Source organism: Paraburkholderia sp. J41 (genome assembly GCF_905220235.1).
GTDB lineage: Bacteria > Pseudomonadota > Gammaproteobacteria > Burkholderiales > Burkholderiaceae > Paraburkholderia.
This window is the reverse complement of record NZ_CAJMZE010000002.1, coordinates 146,485-163,828: the sequence shown is the minus strand read 5'-3', so window position 1 is coordinate 163,828 and position 17,344 is coordinate 146,485. Positions and strand designations below refer to the sequence as shown.

General features: G+C 59.6%; 18 protein-coding genes and 1 pseudogene. 14 read left to right on the top strand and 5 right to left on the bottom strand.

The window, feature by feature from the left end; genetic code table 11:
• Positions 1-9: 9 nt before the first annotated feature.
• On the top strand, positions 10-1,350 hold the full coding sequence (locus U5805_RS02675; protein ID WP_322101890.1) for an amidohydrolase family protein: 1,341 nt from the start codon (positions 10-12) through the stop codon (positions 1,348-1,350).
• 325 nt (positions 1,351-1,675) lie between these two features.
• Complete coding sequence (locus tag U5805_RS02670) at positions 1,676-2,836, top strand: porin (protein ID WP_322101889.1); 1,161 nt, start codon at positions 1,676-1,678, stop codon at positions 2,834-2,836.
• On the opposite strand, the gene U5805_RS02665 is transcribed toward U5805_RS02670, so the two are convergent.
• From U5805_RS02665 to U5805_RS02655, 3 genes are all read right to left on the bottom strand, one after another.
• Positions 2,813-3,169, bottom strand: a complete 357-nt coding sequence (locus U5805_RS02665; protein WP_322101888.1) for a fumarylacetoacetate hydrolase family protein — start codon at positions 3,167-3,169, stop codon at positions 2,813-2,815. The two genes, U5805_RS02670 and U5805_RS02665, sit on opposite strands and share 24 nt — an antisense overlap.
• Before the next feature lie 300 nt (positions 3,170-3,469).
• A complete protein-coding gene (locus tag U5805_RS02660) occupies positions 3,470-4,387 on the bottom strand; it encodes an AraC family transcriptional regulator (protein WP_322101887.1) in 918 nt (305 codons plus the stop codon).
• Positions 4,384-5,007 (bottom strand): TetR/AcrR family transcriptional regulator, encoded by a 624-nt coding sequence (locus U5805_RS02655; protein WP_322101886.1) that lies wholly within the window; start codon positions 5,005-5,007, stop codon positions 4,384-4,386. Before U5805_RS02655 ends, U5805_RS02660 begins: the two co-directional genes overlap by 4 nt.
• A gap of 742 nt (positions 5,008-5,749) precedes the next feature.
• Here U5805_RS02655 and U5805_RS02645 point away from each other — a divergent pair.
• The 6 genes and pseudogenes from U5805_RS02645 to U5805_RS02620 all read left to right on the top strand — a co-directional run bounded on the left by U5805_RS02645 (position 5,750) and on the right by U5805_RS02620 (position 10,892).
• Positions 5,750-6,220: a hypothetical protein gene (locus U5805_RS02645; protein WP_322101885.1), complete on the top strand. Its 471-nt coding sequence runs from the start codon at positions 5,750-5,752 to the stop codon at positions 6,218-6,220.
• Between the two features lie 296 nt (positions 6,221-6,516).
• Complete coding sequence (locus tag U5805_RS02640; protein WP_322101884.1) at positions 6,517-8,148, top strand: MFS transporter; 1,632 nt, start codon at positions 6,517-6,519, stop codon at positions 8,146-8,148.
• A gap of 132 nt (positions 8,149-8,280) precedes the next feature.
• A complete protein-coding gene (locus tag U5805_RS02635; protein ID WP_322101883.1) occupies positions 8,281-9,417 on the top strand; it encodes a catalase family peroxidase in 1,137 nt (378 codons plus the stop codon).
• Positions 9,417-10,001, top strand: coding sequence for a cytochrome b (locus U5805_RS02630; protein WP_322101882.1), 585 nt, complete (start codon positions 9,417-9,419; stop codon positions 9,999-10,001). Before U5805_RS02635 ends, U5805_RS02630 begins: the two co-directional genes overlap by 1 nt.
• Positions 10,002-10,004: 3 nt before the next feature.
• Complete coding sequence (locus tag U5805_RS02625; protein WP_322101881.1) at positions 10,005-10,460, top strand: VOC family protein; 456 nt, start codon at positions 10,005-10,007, stop codon at positions 10,458-10,460.
• Between the two features lie 9 nt (positions 10,461-10,469).
• A pseudogene (locus tag U5805_RS02620) lies at positions 10,470-10,892 on the top strand (Ohr family peroxiredoxin).
• A gap of 38 nt (positions 10,893-10,930) precedes the next feature.
• Here U5805_RS02620 and U5805_RS02615 read toward each other — a convergent pair.
• Entirely contained in the window at positions 10,931-11,302 is a 372-nt protein-coding gene (locus U5805_RS02615) for a helix-turn-helix domain-containing protein (protein WP_322101880.1), read from the bottom strand.
• Between the two features lie 99 nt (positions 11,303-11,401).
• Between U5805_RS02615 and U5805_RS02610 the strand changes: the two genes are divergently transcribed.
• From U5805_RS02610 to U5805_RS02585, 6 genes are all read left to right on the top strand, one after another.
• Positions 11,402-12,517: an NADH:flavin oxidoreductase gene (locus tag U5805_RS02610; protein ID WP_322101879.1), complete on the top strand. Its 1,116-nt coding sequence runs from the start codon at positions 11,402-11,404 to the stop codon at positions 12,515-12,517.
• A gap of 21 nt (positions 12,518-12,538) precedes the next feature.
• Positions 12,539-12,856 carry an EthD family reductase gene (locus U5805_RS02605; RefSeq protein ID WP_322101878.1) on the top strand — a complete coding sequence of 106 codons (318 nt, stop codon included), beginning with the start codon at positions 12,539-12,541 and terminating at the stop codon, positions 12,854-12,856.
• 2 nt (positions 12,857-12,858) lie between these two features.
• Positions 12,859-13,845 (top strand): alpha/beta fold hydrolase, encoded by a 987-nt coding sequence (locus U5805_RS02600; RefSeq protein WP_322101877.1) that lies wholly within the window; start codon positions 12,859-12,861, stop codon positions 13,843-13,845.
• Between the two features lie 65 nt (positions 13,846-13,910).
• Positions 13,911-14,816: a hypothetical protein gene (locus tag U5805_RS02595; protein WP_322101876.1), complete on the top strand. Its 906-nt coding sequence runs from the start codon at positions 13,911-13,913 to the stop codon at positions 14,814-14,816.
• Positions 14,813-15,478, top strand: coding sequence for an NAD(P)-dependent oxidoreductase (locus tag U5805_RS02590; protein WP_322101875.1), 666 nt, complete (start codon positions 14,813-14,815; stop codon positions 15,476-15,478). Before U5805_RS02595 ends, U5805_RS02590 begins: the two co-directional genes overlap by 4 nt.
• A gap of 28 nt (positions 15,479-15,506) precedes the next feature.
• Positions 15,507-16,274, top strand: a complete 768-nt coding sequence (locus U5805_RS02585; protein WP_322101874.1) for an alpha/beta hydrolase — start codon at positions 15,507-15,509, stop codon at positions 16,272-16,274.
• Positions 16,275-16,342: 68 nt separating this feature from the next.
• Here U5805_RS02585 and U5805_RS02580 read toward each other — a convergent pair whose 3' ends face one another.
• Positions 16,343-17,101, bottom strand: coding sequence for an SDR family NAD(P)-dependent oxidoreductase (locus U5805_RS02580; protein WP_322101873.1), 759 nt, complete (start codon positions 17,099-17,101; stop codon positions 16,343-16,345).
• Between the last annotated feature and the right edge of the window lie 243 nt (positions 17,102-17,344).

Sequence of the window (17,344 nt, the reverse complement as noted above, 5' to 3'; positions counted from 1 at the left end):
GGTGAGCTCATGTCGAGTGCATTCGAGCTGAAGGGAGCAACGGTCGTTGACGGCACCGGCGCCGCGCCGCTCGCCGATGCGACGGTGCGGGTACGCGACGGCTGCATAGAGGCTGTCTGGTCCGGGGCTGTGCCGTCCGACGCCGCGCGGCTGCCGGTGGAGCAGGTTATCGACGTGCGCGGCATGACGGTGATGCCCGGCCTGATCGACGCGCATTGTCATATCTCGTACGGTGAGGGCCGCACGGCCGAGGAGGTCGACGTTTACGGTGGCGCGGAATGGGCCGCCGTGCGGGCAGTGTGGAACGCGCGCAAGGTGCTGCTCGGCGGCGTGACGAGCTTCTGCGATCCTGGCTCGACGTGGAACGTCGCGGTGACGTGTCGGGATGCGATCGACAGCGGAATGTATCCGGGGCCGCGCATTTTCGCGGGCGGGCGTCATCTTTCGGCGGACGGCGGCTTTGCAGACTACTTCCCGAGCTGGCTAGGCATGCCGCCGTCGGCGGAAGGCGTGCTTTGTCCAACACGCGATGAGATCGGCAGGGAGGTGCGTCGTCAGGTGAAGAATCGTGTCGACCTGATCAAGATCAGCGGCGACAGTCAGGCGCAGGAGCGCGCGCCGAACGCGGGCTCCTGTTTCACCGACGATGAACTGCAATATACCGTTCGTTTGGCGCACCAGTTTGCACGCAAGGTGACGGTGCATTCACGCTATGCCGAAACGGTGTTGGCGGCCGCACGGGCGGGCGTTGACTGGTTAATTCACGCGTCGTATATGCGAGCAGGCGACATAAGCGAAATATTGGACCTGCAAGTTCCCATCTGCCCGACCATCACGTTTACCGCGAATGTGGTTGAGCACGGGCGTGATGTGGGTGTTGACGAAGGCTATATAGAGACCAAGCGGCGCGAACTCGATGCGCTGGTCAGCGTGCTTACACGCGCATTGGAAGCCGGTATCCCAATGATGATGGGATCCGAATCAGGCTTCTCGATTACGCCATACGGCGAGTGGCATGTCAGGGAGCTGGAGCTAATGGTCAAGTTGCTCGGTATGAGCCCGATGGATGCGATTGTTGCCTCGACCTCAAATAATGCGCGCGCTTTCGGCTGGGCGGGTCGGGTGGGAACCATTGAGCCAGGATGCCGAGCCGATCTGCTGGTCGTCGATGGCGATCCGTTGGCCGATATTAGCTTGCTGGGAGACCGAACCAGGATAAATGCCATTTTCAAGGATGGGGAAAAGGTGGAAGTAACACATTCGGATACACGGCGGCGCATGGCGCACGAGCGAGGATTTTCGGTTTCACGCGAAGTGCTGCATCGGAGAGCTGGGTTGTCGTTGCGATAGTTCTAATCGGAAGCGGTGCGGATGATTCCCTCTGTCCGGACTGCTGGTCTGTTCTATAGATATACCCAAAAAATTAAACGATACGGATTACGACAGTCCTCGCGGTTCGTCGCATCGGGAATTTTAATAAGTTAAACTGAATTATTTTGGCCGACGAACGTCGCGTCGAAGCACATCGTTCGTCCCGGATTCCTTAAACCAGAAATGCAAGAGGAATCAGGCTGCTGGCCAGAAGAAAACGTGCGTTCGCACTTTGTTTTGGAAGCCGTTCTATCAAGTTCGACCGATTCGTCTTCGTTCCATAAAAATCAACCTGGAGTCAAGAATGAGAAAGATATTGGTTTACGCCGCTGCGTCGGCGACGGCGATCGTGGTGGAAGTTGCTCAAGCACAGGGAAGCGTCACGCTCTATGGCATTGCCGACGCTGGATTTACCTACAATAACAACCAATCGGGCAGCAAGTTATATGCGCTTACGAGTGGAGATCTGCAAGGTAGTCGATTCGGGTTGCGTGGCTTAGAGAACTTGGGTAGTGGCCTGCAGGCGCTCTTCGTGCTTGAAAATGGCTTCAACATATTGAATGGAAGGTTAGGGCAGGGGAACGACGTCTTCGGGCGTCAAGCCTACGTCGGTATAGCGTCAAACAGGGTTGGAGCGGTGACGCTAGGCCGACAGTACGACTCCGTCGTCGATTACACGGGACGTTTCGCAGTCGCATACCAATGGATGCCCTACGAGGGAGCGCATCCTGGTGATATCGACAACATGATTGACACAAATCGCGTCAACAATTCGATTAAATATAAGAGCCCTGAAATCGCTGGCTTCACGTTTGGCGGACTCTACAGTTTGGGTGGTGTGGCCGGAGACTTTAGCAGGAACCAAATTTGGTCGATCGGTGCCGGTTATCATAGAGGCTCGCTCGACCTGGGTGCGGCCTACCTGACCGCGAACGATCCAAACTATTCTTTCTTCGGAAATAACTCGACGTCGAACACTGCGGCGTCGAACATGACAAGCCCAGTCTACTCAGGATATGCATCAGCCAAGACCCAGCAGATTGTTGCAGTCGGTGGTGCCTATGGAATCGGCAATTCGACGTTCGGCGCAACTTATAGCAATACGCAGTTCAAGGATATTGGTGCGCTTGCGAATCTGCCGGCACAAGGCGTCGAAAAAGGCGCCGCAAAGTTCCACAACGTCGAAGTCAATTATAAGTATCAGCTGACACCCGCGCTCTTACTCGGGGTTGCGTATGACTTCACAAAAGGTTATGGCGCCAACGACGCGAAATATCATCAGGTAATGCTGGGCACCGACTACTTCCTTTCGAAGCGGACAGACCTGTATGCGGCCGGGATATATCAGCACGCTTCTGGTACGGATTCGACGGGGGGGGCGGCTGTAGCTAGCATTACCAGCTTGTCTCCGTCGACCACATCGAATCAGACAGCGATCATATTAGGCATTCGGCACAAGTTCTGAATGGTATAGTCCAGCCATCGAACCGCGGTAATTGTGTTGATCCGGGTGCAGATGCGCTTCCGAGGGAGATCCGGTAAAGACAATATCGCCCGGCCCGAGCGTAATATGCTCACCGATCTTGGTGACGATCTCGTCGCACTTGAACAGCATTCCGCTCGTGCGAGCGTCGATCATCAGTTCCTCATTGACCCAGAGCCGAATGCGCAGATCGTCGACGTCGTCCACGAACTGGGCGGGCATGATGGCCGTACCGCACGGCGCCATCGTGCCTGCCCTTTGCCGCGAATGGGATCGGTGCCGAGACCGTTGTCGACTCCGGTCAAATCGCCGCAACCGAGATCAAGGCCGATCGAATAAGCCGTAGCATCGGCGGCCCCCACGCATCGTGGAGACCCACTGCAAGCTCGTCGGCGACGGTTCGAGTCATCGTCCAGATTCATCAACTGCGAGAGCGCCACACCGGGGTTGATCGAAAGAGAGACGCGCGGGATTGCGCCACGGCCGGGGCATCCCGATCGAGCCGCCGCCAGGTTGGACGGTAATCGTAGCCTCTTATGTAGGCGAAACTACAGAACGATCAATCGGTTTACTGACCGCAATAATTGCTGCGTAATGCGCAATGTTGGAAAGACGTCAGATGGCGTCCCCGCGTGATCTTGCACGCCAGCGCGTCGGCGACACCGAACAGTGTCGGGTGAACGCCTTCGTCAGCGCCTGTGCGCTGGAGAAACCGCAGCGCGATGCAACGGTGCCAAGGTCGAAATCGGTCCCGCACAGCAGGGTTTGCGCTGTCTCAATCCGAATGGCCAAAAGCGCGGCGTACGGGGTCATCCCGGTTTTTTCCCGAAACAGCCGCACGAAATGATAGCGACTAACGCAAGCTTCCGATGCCAACATGTCGAGCGTTATCGGTTCTGCCAAACGCGCGCTCATCATCTCGAACACCCGTGCAAGCCGACGGTCGGTGATCGCTTGAACGTGTCGCTGCGCAGTGTCGACGTTGAAGCCCGAATGCCTTGTAAGAAGATGGACCGCCAACCAGTAGGCTGTTGCGGAACAATACAAATCGGGCGCGCCTTCCCAAGCCGCCCGGTGCAGCGCCAGCGCTGCGTGCCGGATGAGGGGATCGGTATAAGCTAGTGCGTCTAATGAGGGAGGGTCCGATCGCTGAGCAGTGCGGCGAAATTCATTCCAGGCGTCTGCGATAACCAAACCCGACAGATACAGGTTGAGTTTTTCGAACGTGCGTGTGCCGTGCAGCGGTAATCGGCGCAGCCGATCCACGTGGTTCGGCGGGGTCAGCCCAATCGTTCCGGCCTGATAGATTGCGCGATGCCAGCGGTAATGCTCATACTTCTCGATCCATTGTTCGCCGCTTAGCTGCACAACAATAGTTTGATCGGGCGTCGCGCGGGTTTCGAATTCACATTCGTCGGGCGCCACGCGATGATGGTCGACGAGGATCGCGTTCCAGCCGGCATGCCTACTGCTGCTGACGAGCGTCGCGCCCAGATTTCGGTGTGCTTCGAGGCTGTGAGCAGCCAACTTCACGAGGCGCTCCGGCCTAGATCGTTCAGTTGAACACGGTTGATGTCCCAAAGCTGCAGCAGCGCAGTGATGGCTGCGTCGAGCCTTTCCTGCATGGCGCCGTCTCTAGTTTGGGAGGCCATCTCAACGAGGAACGCGTCGAACGCGGTAGCAAGTGCCTCGCCATCGGTTGATGTGTCGAGTTCCTTTTGCGCGATCCCGTGGTCAACGAACGCCTTGGTCCCCTCCCGACTTCGAGCACTTTCGGCCGCGAGCATCGCGTCAATGTGATAGTTCTCGGGAGAACAGGTCCGAGGAGCAAGGGCGATCAGGCAGCCGGCCGGGGGCTGCATTCGGTTTGCATGCGCACCGAAGCGCTCGAGTGCATAACGCGATGCCGACGCTTCGTCCCATAGGACAGCTACCACACGACCGTAGGTCCGCATGTGGCGCTTTACCACCTCCCTGAAGAGACGTTCCTGCGATCCGAACGCTGCATAGAAGCCGGCTGGCGAAATGCCGCTCATAGAGTTCTTGATCCGATTCAACGAGGTCGGCTCGTACTTCTGCGACCAAAACAAATGCATCACCGCATCCATCGCCCGTTCGCGGTCGAATTCGCGTGGGCGCCCGGTTCGTAGCATCACAGTCTCCCAGGATTGACTTTCATACTAGTCGATCCAGAAGTGATTGTGAAGGGGGCGTGCGATATATATGGAGCGATCGATCCATAAGACGCGGCGAGTCGTGCTATTGCCGTCTCATCATATGGGGTCGGCCGTTCTCAAACCCTCGGCAATGCTGAGGGCTAGGAGATTTAGATGCGTCCTCGTCCTGTCGGTGTTGATCTTGCTTTCGTCAGAACGCAGGCCGGTGAACTGCGCATTGAAGTCACAAACGCAGAGGCTAGTCGACTGCGTCATTGATCTTGCACCGCACGAATCCGGCGTGAAGGATCGCCATACTTCCATTTTTTCGGCTTCGGATTTTTGTTGTGATCTTGCCCTCGGAAAACTTATCCATTACTGAGAGTGTGTAAATCTTCAGTGACGGAGGATTGAGCAATGGGAAACGCGAGGGCGCGGTACACGCTGGAATTCAGGATTGAGCGGTGCGCGTGGTGCGTACCGACCAGAGCCAGGCGGCGACGGCGAAGATTTCCGAGCATCAGCACGCAGACGCTAGATGCGTGGATCAAGACCGACGATGCGGGCAAGCTCAATGGGCAAGCAGATTCATCGTTGCCTGAAGCGCTATATCGTAAGGGAGCTGTACCTCTAATCTTGGCGGATGTGGTCGATTCGACGCGTGTGACGGCCGCGCGAGCTGACGCAGATCCGCGACGCGCTGGGCAACGATGTCGAACTCGTTACCAACGCCGATAAGGTGCTCGTTTATGACCGCCCCATCGGCAACGACGTATTGCGTTGGAGCGACCTACAGCAGTGGTGGAGCGAGACCGAGCAAATTGCTGATGCCACGCAGGCCAAGCGCTCGCCATACGTGCGTTCCAAGGCCCGCTTGCCTCACAAGTCCCCGCCCCAGTCCTTGCTGTTTAATGCTTTCTTCGTGGGGTTCCGCGGTGCCGTGCAGAATCTGCCGGCGCTGCTGCGGGAAGTGTGGCTTCACTGGGGTCCACGCACGGTAAAGGAGAGAGGGCGGGATGCACTTCCGCGATTTCGCATTGATTTCCTCTTGCTATTACCGCAGGGTGCGCGGGTCGTCATCGAGCTGGAGGCAAGCACCACTGCGCGGACGTCGCGGGGAGCGTCGGCGCGCAACACTATGTGCAGTTGGCTAGAGGCGACCGCCGACTCAAGCTCGCGGGATATGAAGTTTCTCACTTTGGGGCAGTGAAGCTGCAGGCGCAACAGCCAAAGCGGGCTTGAAGACCTTTTTCGAGGCTTTGTCCAAGCGCTACGGGTTCCGACGAACTGGAGTTCCCAACCGCATTGAAGAAGGCGGCCCACAGTGGCGTGGACACGACCTAGGCGCTGAAATGTAGTTTCGCAATATTGCGGACCTTGTACCCGATATTGCTGTACCCGGAACCGACCCCTTACGCGAACGCGCCTCCTACCGTAAGGTTGGGCGAACCCCGCGGGCAGCCTCTTTAGCGTCCCGCAGGGGCTCGTGAGCATTGGGGATCGTGAATGAACGATGGTCAGCTTGGGATCGTGCTTGACGGCCTTCGTCTCGCTCTCTGGAGCGACAACCCGAACCGCTTCCGTCCCGGCTACGCCGGGAAAGCTGAACAAGATCGACAATGCTCACGGGACTTTCCAGAACAACAATGCTCACGGGCTTTCCAGCCGTCTTTTGGCTGGGAGCAAACAATGAATTTAGCAACAGGATTTGCTGTGGCCGCAACGAAGAAAGCAGAGGGAGATTCGCGTCGCTGGCCGGCGTTGGGCATACTTCTGGTAGGTGCGTTTCTGCCGCCGCTCGACTTCTTCATCGTCAATGTCGCGTTGCCGTCGATCCGCTCAGACCTCAAGGCGAGCGGCAGCATTCTACAGCTCGTCATCTCGGGATATGCGACGGCATATGCAGTCATGCTGATCACAGGCGGCCGACTCGGCGATCTCTACGGCCGCCGGCTTGCGTTCATCGTGGGAATGTTGGGGTTCGCTGCGTCGTCAGCTCTCTCCGGTCTTGCCTGGTCGCCAGTGGTCCTGGTGGTCGGGAGGGTGTGCCAAGGGCTGACTGCCGCAATAATGGCGCCTCAGCCCCTCGCATCCATCGAGGCATTGTTTTCGGATGATGAGAAGCCCCGCGCACTCGGCTTTTACGCGATGGCGTTCGGTCTGGCGTCGGCGGCGGGACTACTTTTGGGAGGGGGCCTCATCCTCGCCAGTCCACTCGGCCTCGGCTGGCGCAGCATATTCCTTATAAATCTCCCAATCGTTGCGGTCACCATACCCCTTGCGTTGGTACTGCTGAAGGAAACGAGAGCGAACGAACCCGAGCAATTGGATTCGGGCGGGGCGCTCTTGTTGGCTGCGGCGCTTTTCGCATTGGTTTTACCGCTTGTCGAAGGCCGTGAGTACGGTTGGCCATTCTGGTCATGGCTTCTGATGGCGACTTCGCTGCCATTGCTGATCGGCTTCTGGATCTACGAACTTCGCTTGGACGCGCGCGGAGGCGACCCGCTGGTCGTTCCTAAAGTGATCGCAGCGCCAGGCATGAAGCAAGGGCTGACCGCTGCGCTCTTCTTTTACGCATTGGCGGCTTTTTGGCTCTTCTTCTCGGTTTACGACCAGTCGGGCCGTGGAAAGACGCCATTTCAGACAGGGATTGATATCCTGCCGGCCGCAGTCGGATTCATTTTCGGACCGCTCATCAGCTCGCGACTTGAGCGAAGGGTTGGCCGCTGGACTGCGCCGACTGGCATGGTTTTGCTCGCGATCGGCCTCATCGGCACCGCGCTATGCGTCCTCTACGATACTGCTCACGTCTTGTCCTTGCCGCTTTTTGCAATCGGTCTGGGTCAGGGCGTCGCGCTTCCCGCCATGACCCACACGATCACCGGCCGCGTACATCGCAAGTGGTCAGGGCTCGCTGCAGGCTTGGTGACCTCAATGTTCCAGATCGGCGGCGCGCTCTCCGTGGCGGTCATAGGCGGCCTTTTCTATTCGCTGCTCGGTAATTCACCAACCAACCACTCTTTGGCGCAGGCCTACGCCGTTGCAGTGTCCTGCATCGCTCTGTCTCTCTTGCTCGCTGCGGGCCTGACTGCCGGCGTCCGAAGAACCGGATCGGAGAACCAGCGACATGCCACTTGAGTGCGGTCAGGTCATCACGGGGATCAGCGTGCGCCGGCGACATCCCGTTGAAGGGATCGCCCTCCGAACCTTCCATCGCGCCCGACACCAGAGCGATGCGCGAGGGCAATACGGTCCAGGGAGGTGCAATCGATGACAAATCCGTCGGGAGAAAACGTCTCGCCGAGGAACGACAGCGGGATCTACAGCCCTGCATATATTCTCTCACGAGCCAACTTTGGGTCGCTCATCGCGATCGGCGCGGTTCTCGTCGTCGTCGCCGCTGCATTCGCCTGGACTGCAGGCTGGCTGTCCCCCAAACGACTGACGCCGGGCGAGGTCGTGGACCAATTCGAACGCACCAACGGCCTACACGCGGGGTTCCGACGTAATCATCCCAAGGGCATCTGTTTCGCGGGACACTTCGACAGCAGCGGCGCCGGCCAAACCTTATCCAAGGCCGAGGTTTTCAGGCCCTGGGCTACGCCCGTCTTCGGGCGTTTCGCGATCGCGAGCGGCCAACCCTATTTGCCAGACACAGCGATGTCCGTGCGCAGCATGGCTCTGAACTTCACGCTGCGAAACGGCGAGGTTTGGCGCATGGCGATGAACGGCATTCCCGTCTTCACAGTCGCCAGTGTCCAGGATCTTTATGACCAGCTCGTGGCGGCGACGCCCGATCCGAAGACTGGCAAACCCGATCCAGCGCGCCTCGCAGCGTTTATGAAGAGCCATCCGGCTGACGCCCAAGCGGTCGCCGTCGTGAAGGCGACGCCGCTCGCCTCGGGGTTTGCCAACACAACCTTCAACAGTCTCGACGCATTTCTTTTTGTAAACGCCAGGGGAGACAAACGGGCGGTTCGCTGGGCGATGATCCCCGACGACCCTTTCCAACCGGCGAAGCCCGATCTAACACAAGCGACGCGCCCAAACTTCCAGTTCGATGATCTGATCACGCGCATGCGTCTTGGACCGATCCGTTATCACTTGGTGGTCACGCTCGGGCAGCCAGGTGACCAGACCACTGATCCGAGCAAAGCATGGCCCCCCGATCGGGACCACATCGACCTTGGCGTGTTGACGCTCGATCGCGTTGACGACGAGGCGCACGGAGCTTGCCGGGACGTTAATTTTGACCCTCTGATCCTGCCCGCGGGCGTAGAGGCTTCCGACGATCCGATCCTGAGCGCGCGATCCGCGACCTACGCGCAATCATTCAAGCGCCGGGCGGCAGAACATCCGCCCGTCAGCGCCGTGCACCTCCCTTCCAACTCAGAGGGGATGCACTGATGACAAAGTCCCATATCTTTTCCGGCATCGCTCGATTGCTGCACTGGACAATCGCAGCGATGATACTCGCGATGCTGTTCATCGGCATTGGCATGGTGTCGTCACAGGATCTTTACCACACCCTGCTGTCCATCCATCGACCGCTCGGGATTGCCATCCTTCTTCTTGCCGCGGTTCGCCTGATCTATCGTCTGTTCAATCCGCCGCCGGCGCTACCGCAGGCAATGCCACGCTGGCTGAAGCTTCTGGCCGACCTTTCACACATCGCGCTCTACGCATTCATGTTTGCAGTGCCCCTTGTTGGCTGGGCGATGCTGTCGGCGGGCGGCTATCCGATCGTGCTCTATGGAGGCCTGCGGCTGCCGGCGGTCCTGCCCCTCGATCTGCCCCTCTACGCGGCGTTGCGCACGACCCACACCGCCTTGGCGATGCTCCTCCTCCTGACCTTCCTCGCGCATTTGGGCGCGGCGCTCCTTCACGCCCTCGTGTTCCGCGATGGCGTGTTTCAGAGCATGGCGACACTCCGTTCGCGCCGCACCACGCCCTCGTCGACCGACGGCGCCACACAACTCGAGCGGCGTTGAGCTATGTCGAACCCATCGCGCCCTTCGATCGACGGCGTCCATCATTTCAAGATCCCGGTCGCCGATCTCGTTCGTGCGATGGCGTTCTACGGCAGAATCTTGGGCGCCGAGCCGATCCCCGAACTCGATCACCACACGGCTGATGGCAGTGTTTATGCGCATATTTGCGATGTCCCCGGACTGGGTACGAAGCTTGAGATTCGGCTCGATCCGGCCCAGGCGGCGGATAACAAAGGGTTCGATTCTGTCACCATCGCGGTCAGGGATCGCGCTACGCTCGACGACTGGGCAGCCTTTCTCTATGCAAACGGCATCGAGCACTCGCCCGTGCTCGCGGGCGTTCAGGCATGGCTGGTCGTGTTCGACGATCCCGACGGCAATCGCCTTCGCTTCTACACGCTCGAAAAGCACGGGGCGAATGTCTCGCCCGACGAAGACAGCCCTTGGGTTCGCAACTGAGGAAGGACGATGCGCATCCTATACCATACCGAGGCAATGGCACATGGCGGTCGCAATGCCCATGCCGAAACAAGCGACGATGCTTTCAAGGTCGACCTCGCGGTGCCGCGAGAGCTTGGGGGTCTTGGCGGACGAGGCAACAATCCCGAGCAGCTCTTCGCTTCGGGTTACGCCGCCTGTTTCCTGAGCGCGATGCAGGGCATTGCAAGGCATCGGAAAATCGAGTTTCCAGACGACGCGACCGTTACGGCTGAGATGGGGGGTGGGGCCGCGCGATGATGCTGCGGGCTTCATGCTTGACGTCAAGCTCAGAGTGCACATCGCGGGGATGGACACGACGAGGCCCGGACACTGGCTGAGCAAGCGCATCTCGTCTGTCCTTACAGCAACGCCACGCGGAATGGTCTCGATGTCCAGCTGGATGTCGTTTGAGGGACTGCGCAATGCCGACCACCGCCAACAGGGTCAATTCAAGCGACGATGCGCCTGTCGAATACTTGCCGCGCGATTTCGACGTCGTCGAGATGGTCCATCGTCCAGGCGTACAGCGCTTTGAACGGGCCCTGCAGCGATCGGCCAAGCGGAGTGATCTCATATTCAACCGCCACCGGCGAAACCGGAATGACCCGCCGCAAGATCAGACCATTGCGCTCCAGTCGGCGCAGGCACTGCGTCAACGCCTTTTGCGACACGCCCTCGAGCAGCCGCTTGATCGCGTTGAAGCGCGCTGGACCGTCGTCGAGCACGGTCAAGACCATGATCGACCATTTATCGGCGATTTGATCGAACAGAAGGCGGCTCGGGCAATCGACGGAGAAGCGGGGGCGTTCGGGGAAGGGCATGGTTACCTGCGATATACCTGGTCGAAACAAGGTGCGTTATTGACGCTAGGTCTACAATGTATACCATAATGAATTCCGATTTCAATGGAGCTTTTCCGGATGACTGTTTCACCCGACACGTTGTTTCGCCCCTTCCGCATCCATTCGCTCGAACTGCCCAACCGCATCGTCATGGCGCCCATGACCCGTACCTTCGCACCCGAAGGGATTCCGGGTGTTCGCAACGCCGATTACTACCGTCGTCGGGCCGAAGGCGGCGTAGGGCTCATCCTCTCCGAAGGAACCGTGATCGACCGTCCAGCGTCGCGAAACGAACCCGCGATCCCGTTCTTCCATGGCGACGCTGCGCTCGCGGGGTGGAAAGGTGTCATCGACGCCGTGCATGGTGCTGGCGGCCGCATGGGTCCCCAGATTTGGCATACCGGCTCGACGCTGGGAATGAGCGGTTGGGAGCCCGACCGTCCGGTCGAAAGCCCCTCGGGTCTGCTCGCGCCAGACACCCCGCGCGGCGAGATCATGAACGACGCGGCCATCGCCGACACGATCGCCGCATTCGCGCGGTCGGCAGCCGAGGCGAAGCGCTTGGGTTTTGACGTGGTCGAGATACACGGAGCCCACGGTTATCTGATCGACCAGTTCTTTTGGTCTGGCACCAATTTGCGCACCGATGGCTATGGTGGTCAGTTGATCGCAGAACGAGCGCGCTTCGGCGCCGAGGTCGTTGCTGCCGTGCGCGCCGCAGTCGGCCCGGATTTTCCCGTTCTCATCCGCCTCAGCCAATGGAAGCAGCAGGATTACAGTGCCCGCCTCGCAGCAACGCCGCAGGAAATGGCCGCCTGGCTTCAGCCTTTGGTGGATGCCGGAGCGGATGTTCTTCACTGCTCGCAGCGTCGTTTTTGGGAGCCAGAATTCCCCGAAATCGATGGTGAGAACGGCCTGAACTTTGCGGGCTGGGCGAAGAAGCTCACGGGTGCGGCAACGATCAGCGTTGGCTCGGTCGGGCTGTCCGGCGATTTTCTCGGCGCGTTCGGCGGAGAGAGTTCCACCAGCGCCGGCCTCGATCGTCTGGTCGAGCGCATGGAGCGAGATGAGTTCGATCTTATCGCAGTCGGACGGGCGCTGCTTACGGACGCACAATGGGCGAACAAGGTTCGCGCCGGAGACGCCGCGGGACTTAAGGGCTTCGAACCCACCGCGCTCGCCGAGCTTGTTTAGTTCCCGCCAAGGAGCCGAATCATGAGTGACAATAGTCTTGAAGATACCATCTACGTTACCTACCAGGGAAACGCGGACACGCGTTTCGACCGGGATTATTACGTCGAGCGCCATCTGCCACTCGTGATGCGGTCTTGGGAAAGCCATGGCCTGAAGAGCATCAAAGCTTTTTTTCCCAGCAGTGACGAATCCGGCACCATCGCTATTTGCGAATGCATTTTCCGAGATGAGGCTGCGACTGAGGCAGCCTTCGCCGCAGCGGAAACGCCTGCGGTGATGGCCGACGTCGCGCAATTTACCGATGTCGAGCCGATCCGTTTCCGCGCGAAGGATATGTAGCCATGGCCTTCTGGACTAACACGCCCGCCCGCCTGGTGCGCCGAGGCCATATCTGGATCGCGGGGGACCGCGTCGAGCAGGACGGCCTCACGTATCAACGGGGACCGTTATTCGCCGAATGGGAAGCGCCGGAGACAGTCACGCAGCCTTGGCCGGTCGTGCTTGTCCATGGCGGCGGCTATCAGAGCACCGAATGGCTCGATACGCCAGACGGACGTCCCGGCTGGCAGCAAAGGCTGGTCGAGGCCGGCTACGCGACGGTGATCGTTGATCGGCCCGGGCAGGGCCGGTCTCCCTACCACGTCGATACGATCGGACCGATGGGGCCGCCATTCTCTTACGAGAACGGCAAGAAAATCTACACGCCCGAAGCCTTGGCGGAAAAGCATACCCAGTGGCCGTTCGATCGTGATGACGAAGCGGCATGGGACGAATTCATCGCCGGTTACGGTCCGCTCCCAGCGGATCTCGCTTTCTCTCAGGATATGGAAGCGGACCGCATCGCAAAATTGCTCGATAGCATTGGACCAGCGATCCTCCTGACCCACTCCGCGTCAGGCCCGGTTGGCTGGCTGGTAGCCGATCGCCGGCCTGATCTCGTCAAGGCGATCGTGGCAGTGGAGCCGATGGGTCCGCCATTCGCCGATATTCCCGATATTGGATCGTTGAGCTGGGGTCTGACCGCCGCGCCGCTGACGTGGGAACCGGCCGCAACACCGCAAGAACTGCGCGACGCCGCGCCAGGCACCTATCGGCTGCCGGCCCTAGCCAATCTGCCGATTCTTGCCGTCACTGCCGACGCTTCGGCGTTCGCGGCCGCGAGTCCGCCCGCGATCGAACGGTTAAAGGCTGCCGGCGCAGCGGCGGAGTTGATGCACCTTGGAGATTACGGCGTACACGGCAATGGCCATGGTCTCATCTATGAGAAGAACTCGGACGCTGCGCTGGCCCCCGTTTTAGCTTGGCTCGAACGCCATAGCCGTATCTGAGACGACCAGTGGCAGCGCGAGCCAATTCCGGGGACAACACGCCGTGTCAGCGAGGCATGCGTAGAGTGCTTGCTGACGCAGCCTCAGCTTGGCCTCTCCTTGCTCCCGGCAGTTGGCCCACGCTAATCGCTGGCACACTGGTCATCGCGCTTCTTTCGCTAGGCATCCACGATCTCGCCATTTCGCATCTCGGGGTTCCCTATCCCAAGGAAGACGCTGTCCCCGTTTGGGCGAAATACCTGGGACAGGGCGTACGATTTGCAGCGACTGTCGCGCTGTGCCGAGCGGCGTCGATTTACTTCCTCGGAAGGAATGCTTTCGTCGCCGCCGCCATCATGGGCGGCCTTGTAGCCGGCCTCTATGAAAGCCTGCGCGTGATCGGAATTGAGTGGGTGATTCTTGATGGCTGGCGGCGACTGAATTGGGTCTATGTCCTGACTGATCGAGCGCCCGCCAGCATTCTGACCTTCTACCAGCGGGCAATCGCTACCTTCATAGCACGTCGGTGGCGCTCCGGTTGGAATGCGCCGGTCGTCATAGCAATCGCCGCCACGAGTGCTTTCGGCTATTTCACACTTTCTCCCGGCCTGACTATCGCCATGTCGCGCATCACTTCTGCACTTGGCGTCGCGCAGCCTGTGGTCCTATATTGGCCACCCTACGACTTGCATGTTTACGCCTACATCTATGGCCTCTTCATCGAGTCGGCGATCTTTACTGTCGCGTTGGCGGCGATCAGTTGGACCGGTCTTGGCGATCGGCTTTCCCGTTGCGTCAGCATGTTCGCCTTTCTGCTTCTTCTCGCCAGGGGAAGGCCCGTCGCATTGCTGGCCTTCAGCTACTGGATACCAGCGCGTCTGCCGGTAGCGCTCGCCTGCGAGGGCCAATTCTTTCTCGAAACCTTTGTCCTCGCATCGCTCTCCGCCCTCTTGTGGGCACGCGTCCGCGCAAGGGAAGTGGGCGTGCCATGATCCGAAGCGTCGTGCTCGATGCCGGCCTCCTCGCAAAAGCACGCCCGGATCTGATCCACGTCGTTGCCTCCACGATTTCGGACGCATTCTCGCACGAGCTGGTAGCGGCGCACGAGCGGGCGCGCGTCGCCTATGTGGCGGCGCCGGTTCTCGGCCGTCCGGACATCGCCGCGAAAGGCGAATTGAATATTCTGACCGGCGGGGCGCAGGAAGCGATCGCCAGGGTCCGTCCGGTGCTCGACGCGATAGGCTCCCGGATTTGGCCCATGGGCGATCAGCCTCCCGCAGCGAACGCGGCGAAGATCGCTTGCAACATGATGATCACCATGGCGATCGAGGCGATGGCGGAGGCCGTTGTGCTGACAGAGGCGAACGGGCTGGCTCGTGACGATTTCTTCGAACTCATTCTGGGGACTTTGTTCGGAAGCCGTTCGTACACGATCTATTCCGGCAACATCGCCTCGCATCATTATTCACCCGGGTTCAAGGCGACACTGGGATTGAAGGATTTGCGTCTCGCCCGCGAAGCCGCCGCCGATGCTGGCCGCTCGCTTCCAATGCTCGATGCTGTCCACGCGAGAATGAGGGAAGCGGTTGAGGCAGGGTTTGGCGACCGCGACTGGTCCGCCATGGCGGCGCTCACGATTGGCGACAAAATCTGAGTGATGATCTCAAAAGGGACGACAGATAATGGATAGCATCACGGTACACTTGCCAGCCGAAACGCTGGAGCTCGCAGTCGACCAAAAAGGAGGGGGAAGACCACTCCTTCTGCTTCACGGCGGGGCGGGCCCCGCGTCTATGCGCCCGTTGTTTGGAGCGCTGGACGAGTTTCACGTGATCTTGCCGACGCATCCAGGCTTCGATGCCACCAAGCGACCAACTTGGCTTGCCTCAATCGCGGGGTTAGCCGATTGTTATCTTGCGTTGCTTGACCAGCTCGAACTGCACGATGTGATCCTCGTGGGCAACTCGGTAGGCGGCTGGATTGCGGCGGAGATGGCGACGAGGCGTCCGGCGAGCGTGGCTGGCTGTGCCCTGATCGACGCGGTCGGACTTCAGCCGACCGGAAGCACAGGGACTATCGGCGATCCGCGCACGATTCCGTTCCAGGATCTGATCAAGAAAAGCTTCGCGAACCCCTCAAGGGCGCCGCGCCCGTCTCCCGACGCGATGGAGCAGATCCGAGCGAACCAGCAAGCTTTGATGATCTACGCCGGCGACCCTTTCATGCATGATCCGAGCCTCGCGGAACGCCTCCCGCGCATCGAAATGCCCTCGCTCGTGCTTTGGGGGCGACAGGACGGCATCGTTACCCCGGAGTACGGCGAGGAGTATGCGCAGCGCATTCCCGGCGCGCGATTTCAGCTTGTCGACGATGCAGGGCACCTACCACAGGTCGAACAGCCGGCCCTGGTCGCGCGCGCGATCCGAGATTTCATTTCTTCGCTCTCCTGATCCGCCACTCGCCGGCAGTTCTCCTTCCGAACTGACCAGTGCGCTGGACTTCGCCTCCGAGACCGGAATCAGAGGCGCATACCGCCTGAGACTTCGATTCGCTGCGCATTCACCCAGTGATTGCCGTCCGATAGCAACGACGCGATCATCTGACCGATATCTTCCGGGAGCCCGGGGCGCCCCAACGCGGTCATCTCTGAAACGAGCTTATTCACGGCCGGATTGTCGCGAACGACGCCACCACTGAAATCGGTTTGGATCGCGCCAGGCGCGACGGTGTTGACGTTGATGTTCCGCTTGCCGAGGTCATGCGCAAGGTAGCGCGTGAACACTTCGATCGCGCCTTTGAACACCGCATACGCCGTGCTGTCGGGGTTTACGAAACGCGTTACACCCGACGAGATATTGACGATGCTCCCACCGTCATTGAGGAGCGGCAGCAACTTCTGGGTCAGAAAGAAAACGCCCTTGAAGTTCACGTCGTAGAGCTTGTCCAGCTCCTCCTCGGTCACTTCCAGGAATGTCGTATGGTTGGAGATCCCAGCGTTATTGACGAGATAGTCGATCCCCTCGGCGCCAAGCTTGACAAGGGCAGTCTTCAGGCGTTCGACGAAGCCCGCTAGGCTGGAAACGTCGCCGGTATCAAGCTGGAGCGAAACGGCTGTCGCGCCGGCGTCCTTGACCAAAGCCGTAACGGAGCGCGCCTCGTCTTCGGCCGAGTGGTATGTGAAAATCGAGCTCACCCCACGCTTGGCGAGGTTGAGCACCGTGCTTCGACCGAGACCTCGGCTTCCGCCGGTGACTACCGCAACTTTCCTCTGTGTCATGTGATATCTCCTTGTACATCGTTACGCTTCAAAGTGAGTGGGGCGGAATCCTTTAAGCCGAGCCTACTTGCTCGCCCACTATAGAGTGTGTGCTGACCCGACGTGAGGCCGCATGAGCAACCGGTTGCGGAACACATAGACAATATTGCTGGGCTGCATCGGGATGCTCTCGTCTGGCCTTTCGCGACTATGTTTGAGAGACGCCGACTAATTGGAGTGGCATGGGAGAACGAAGCTCTGGGA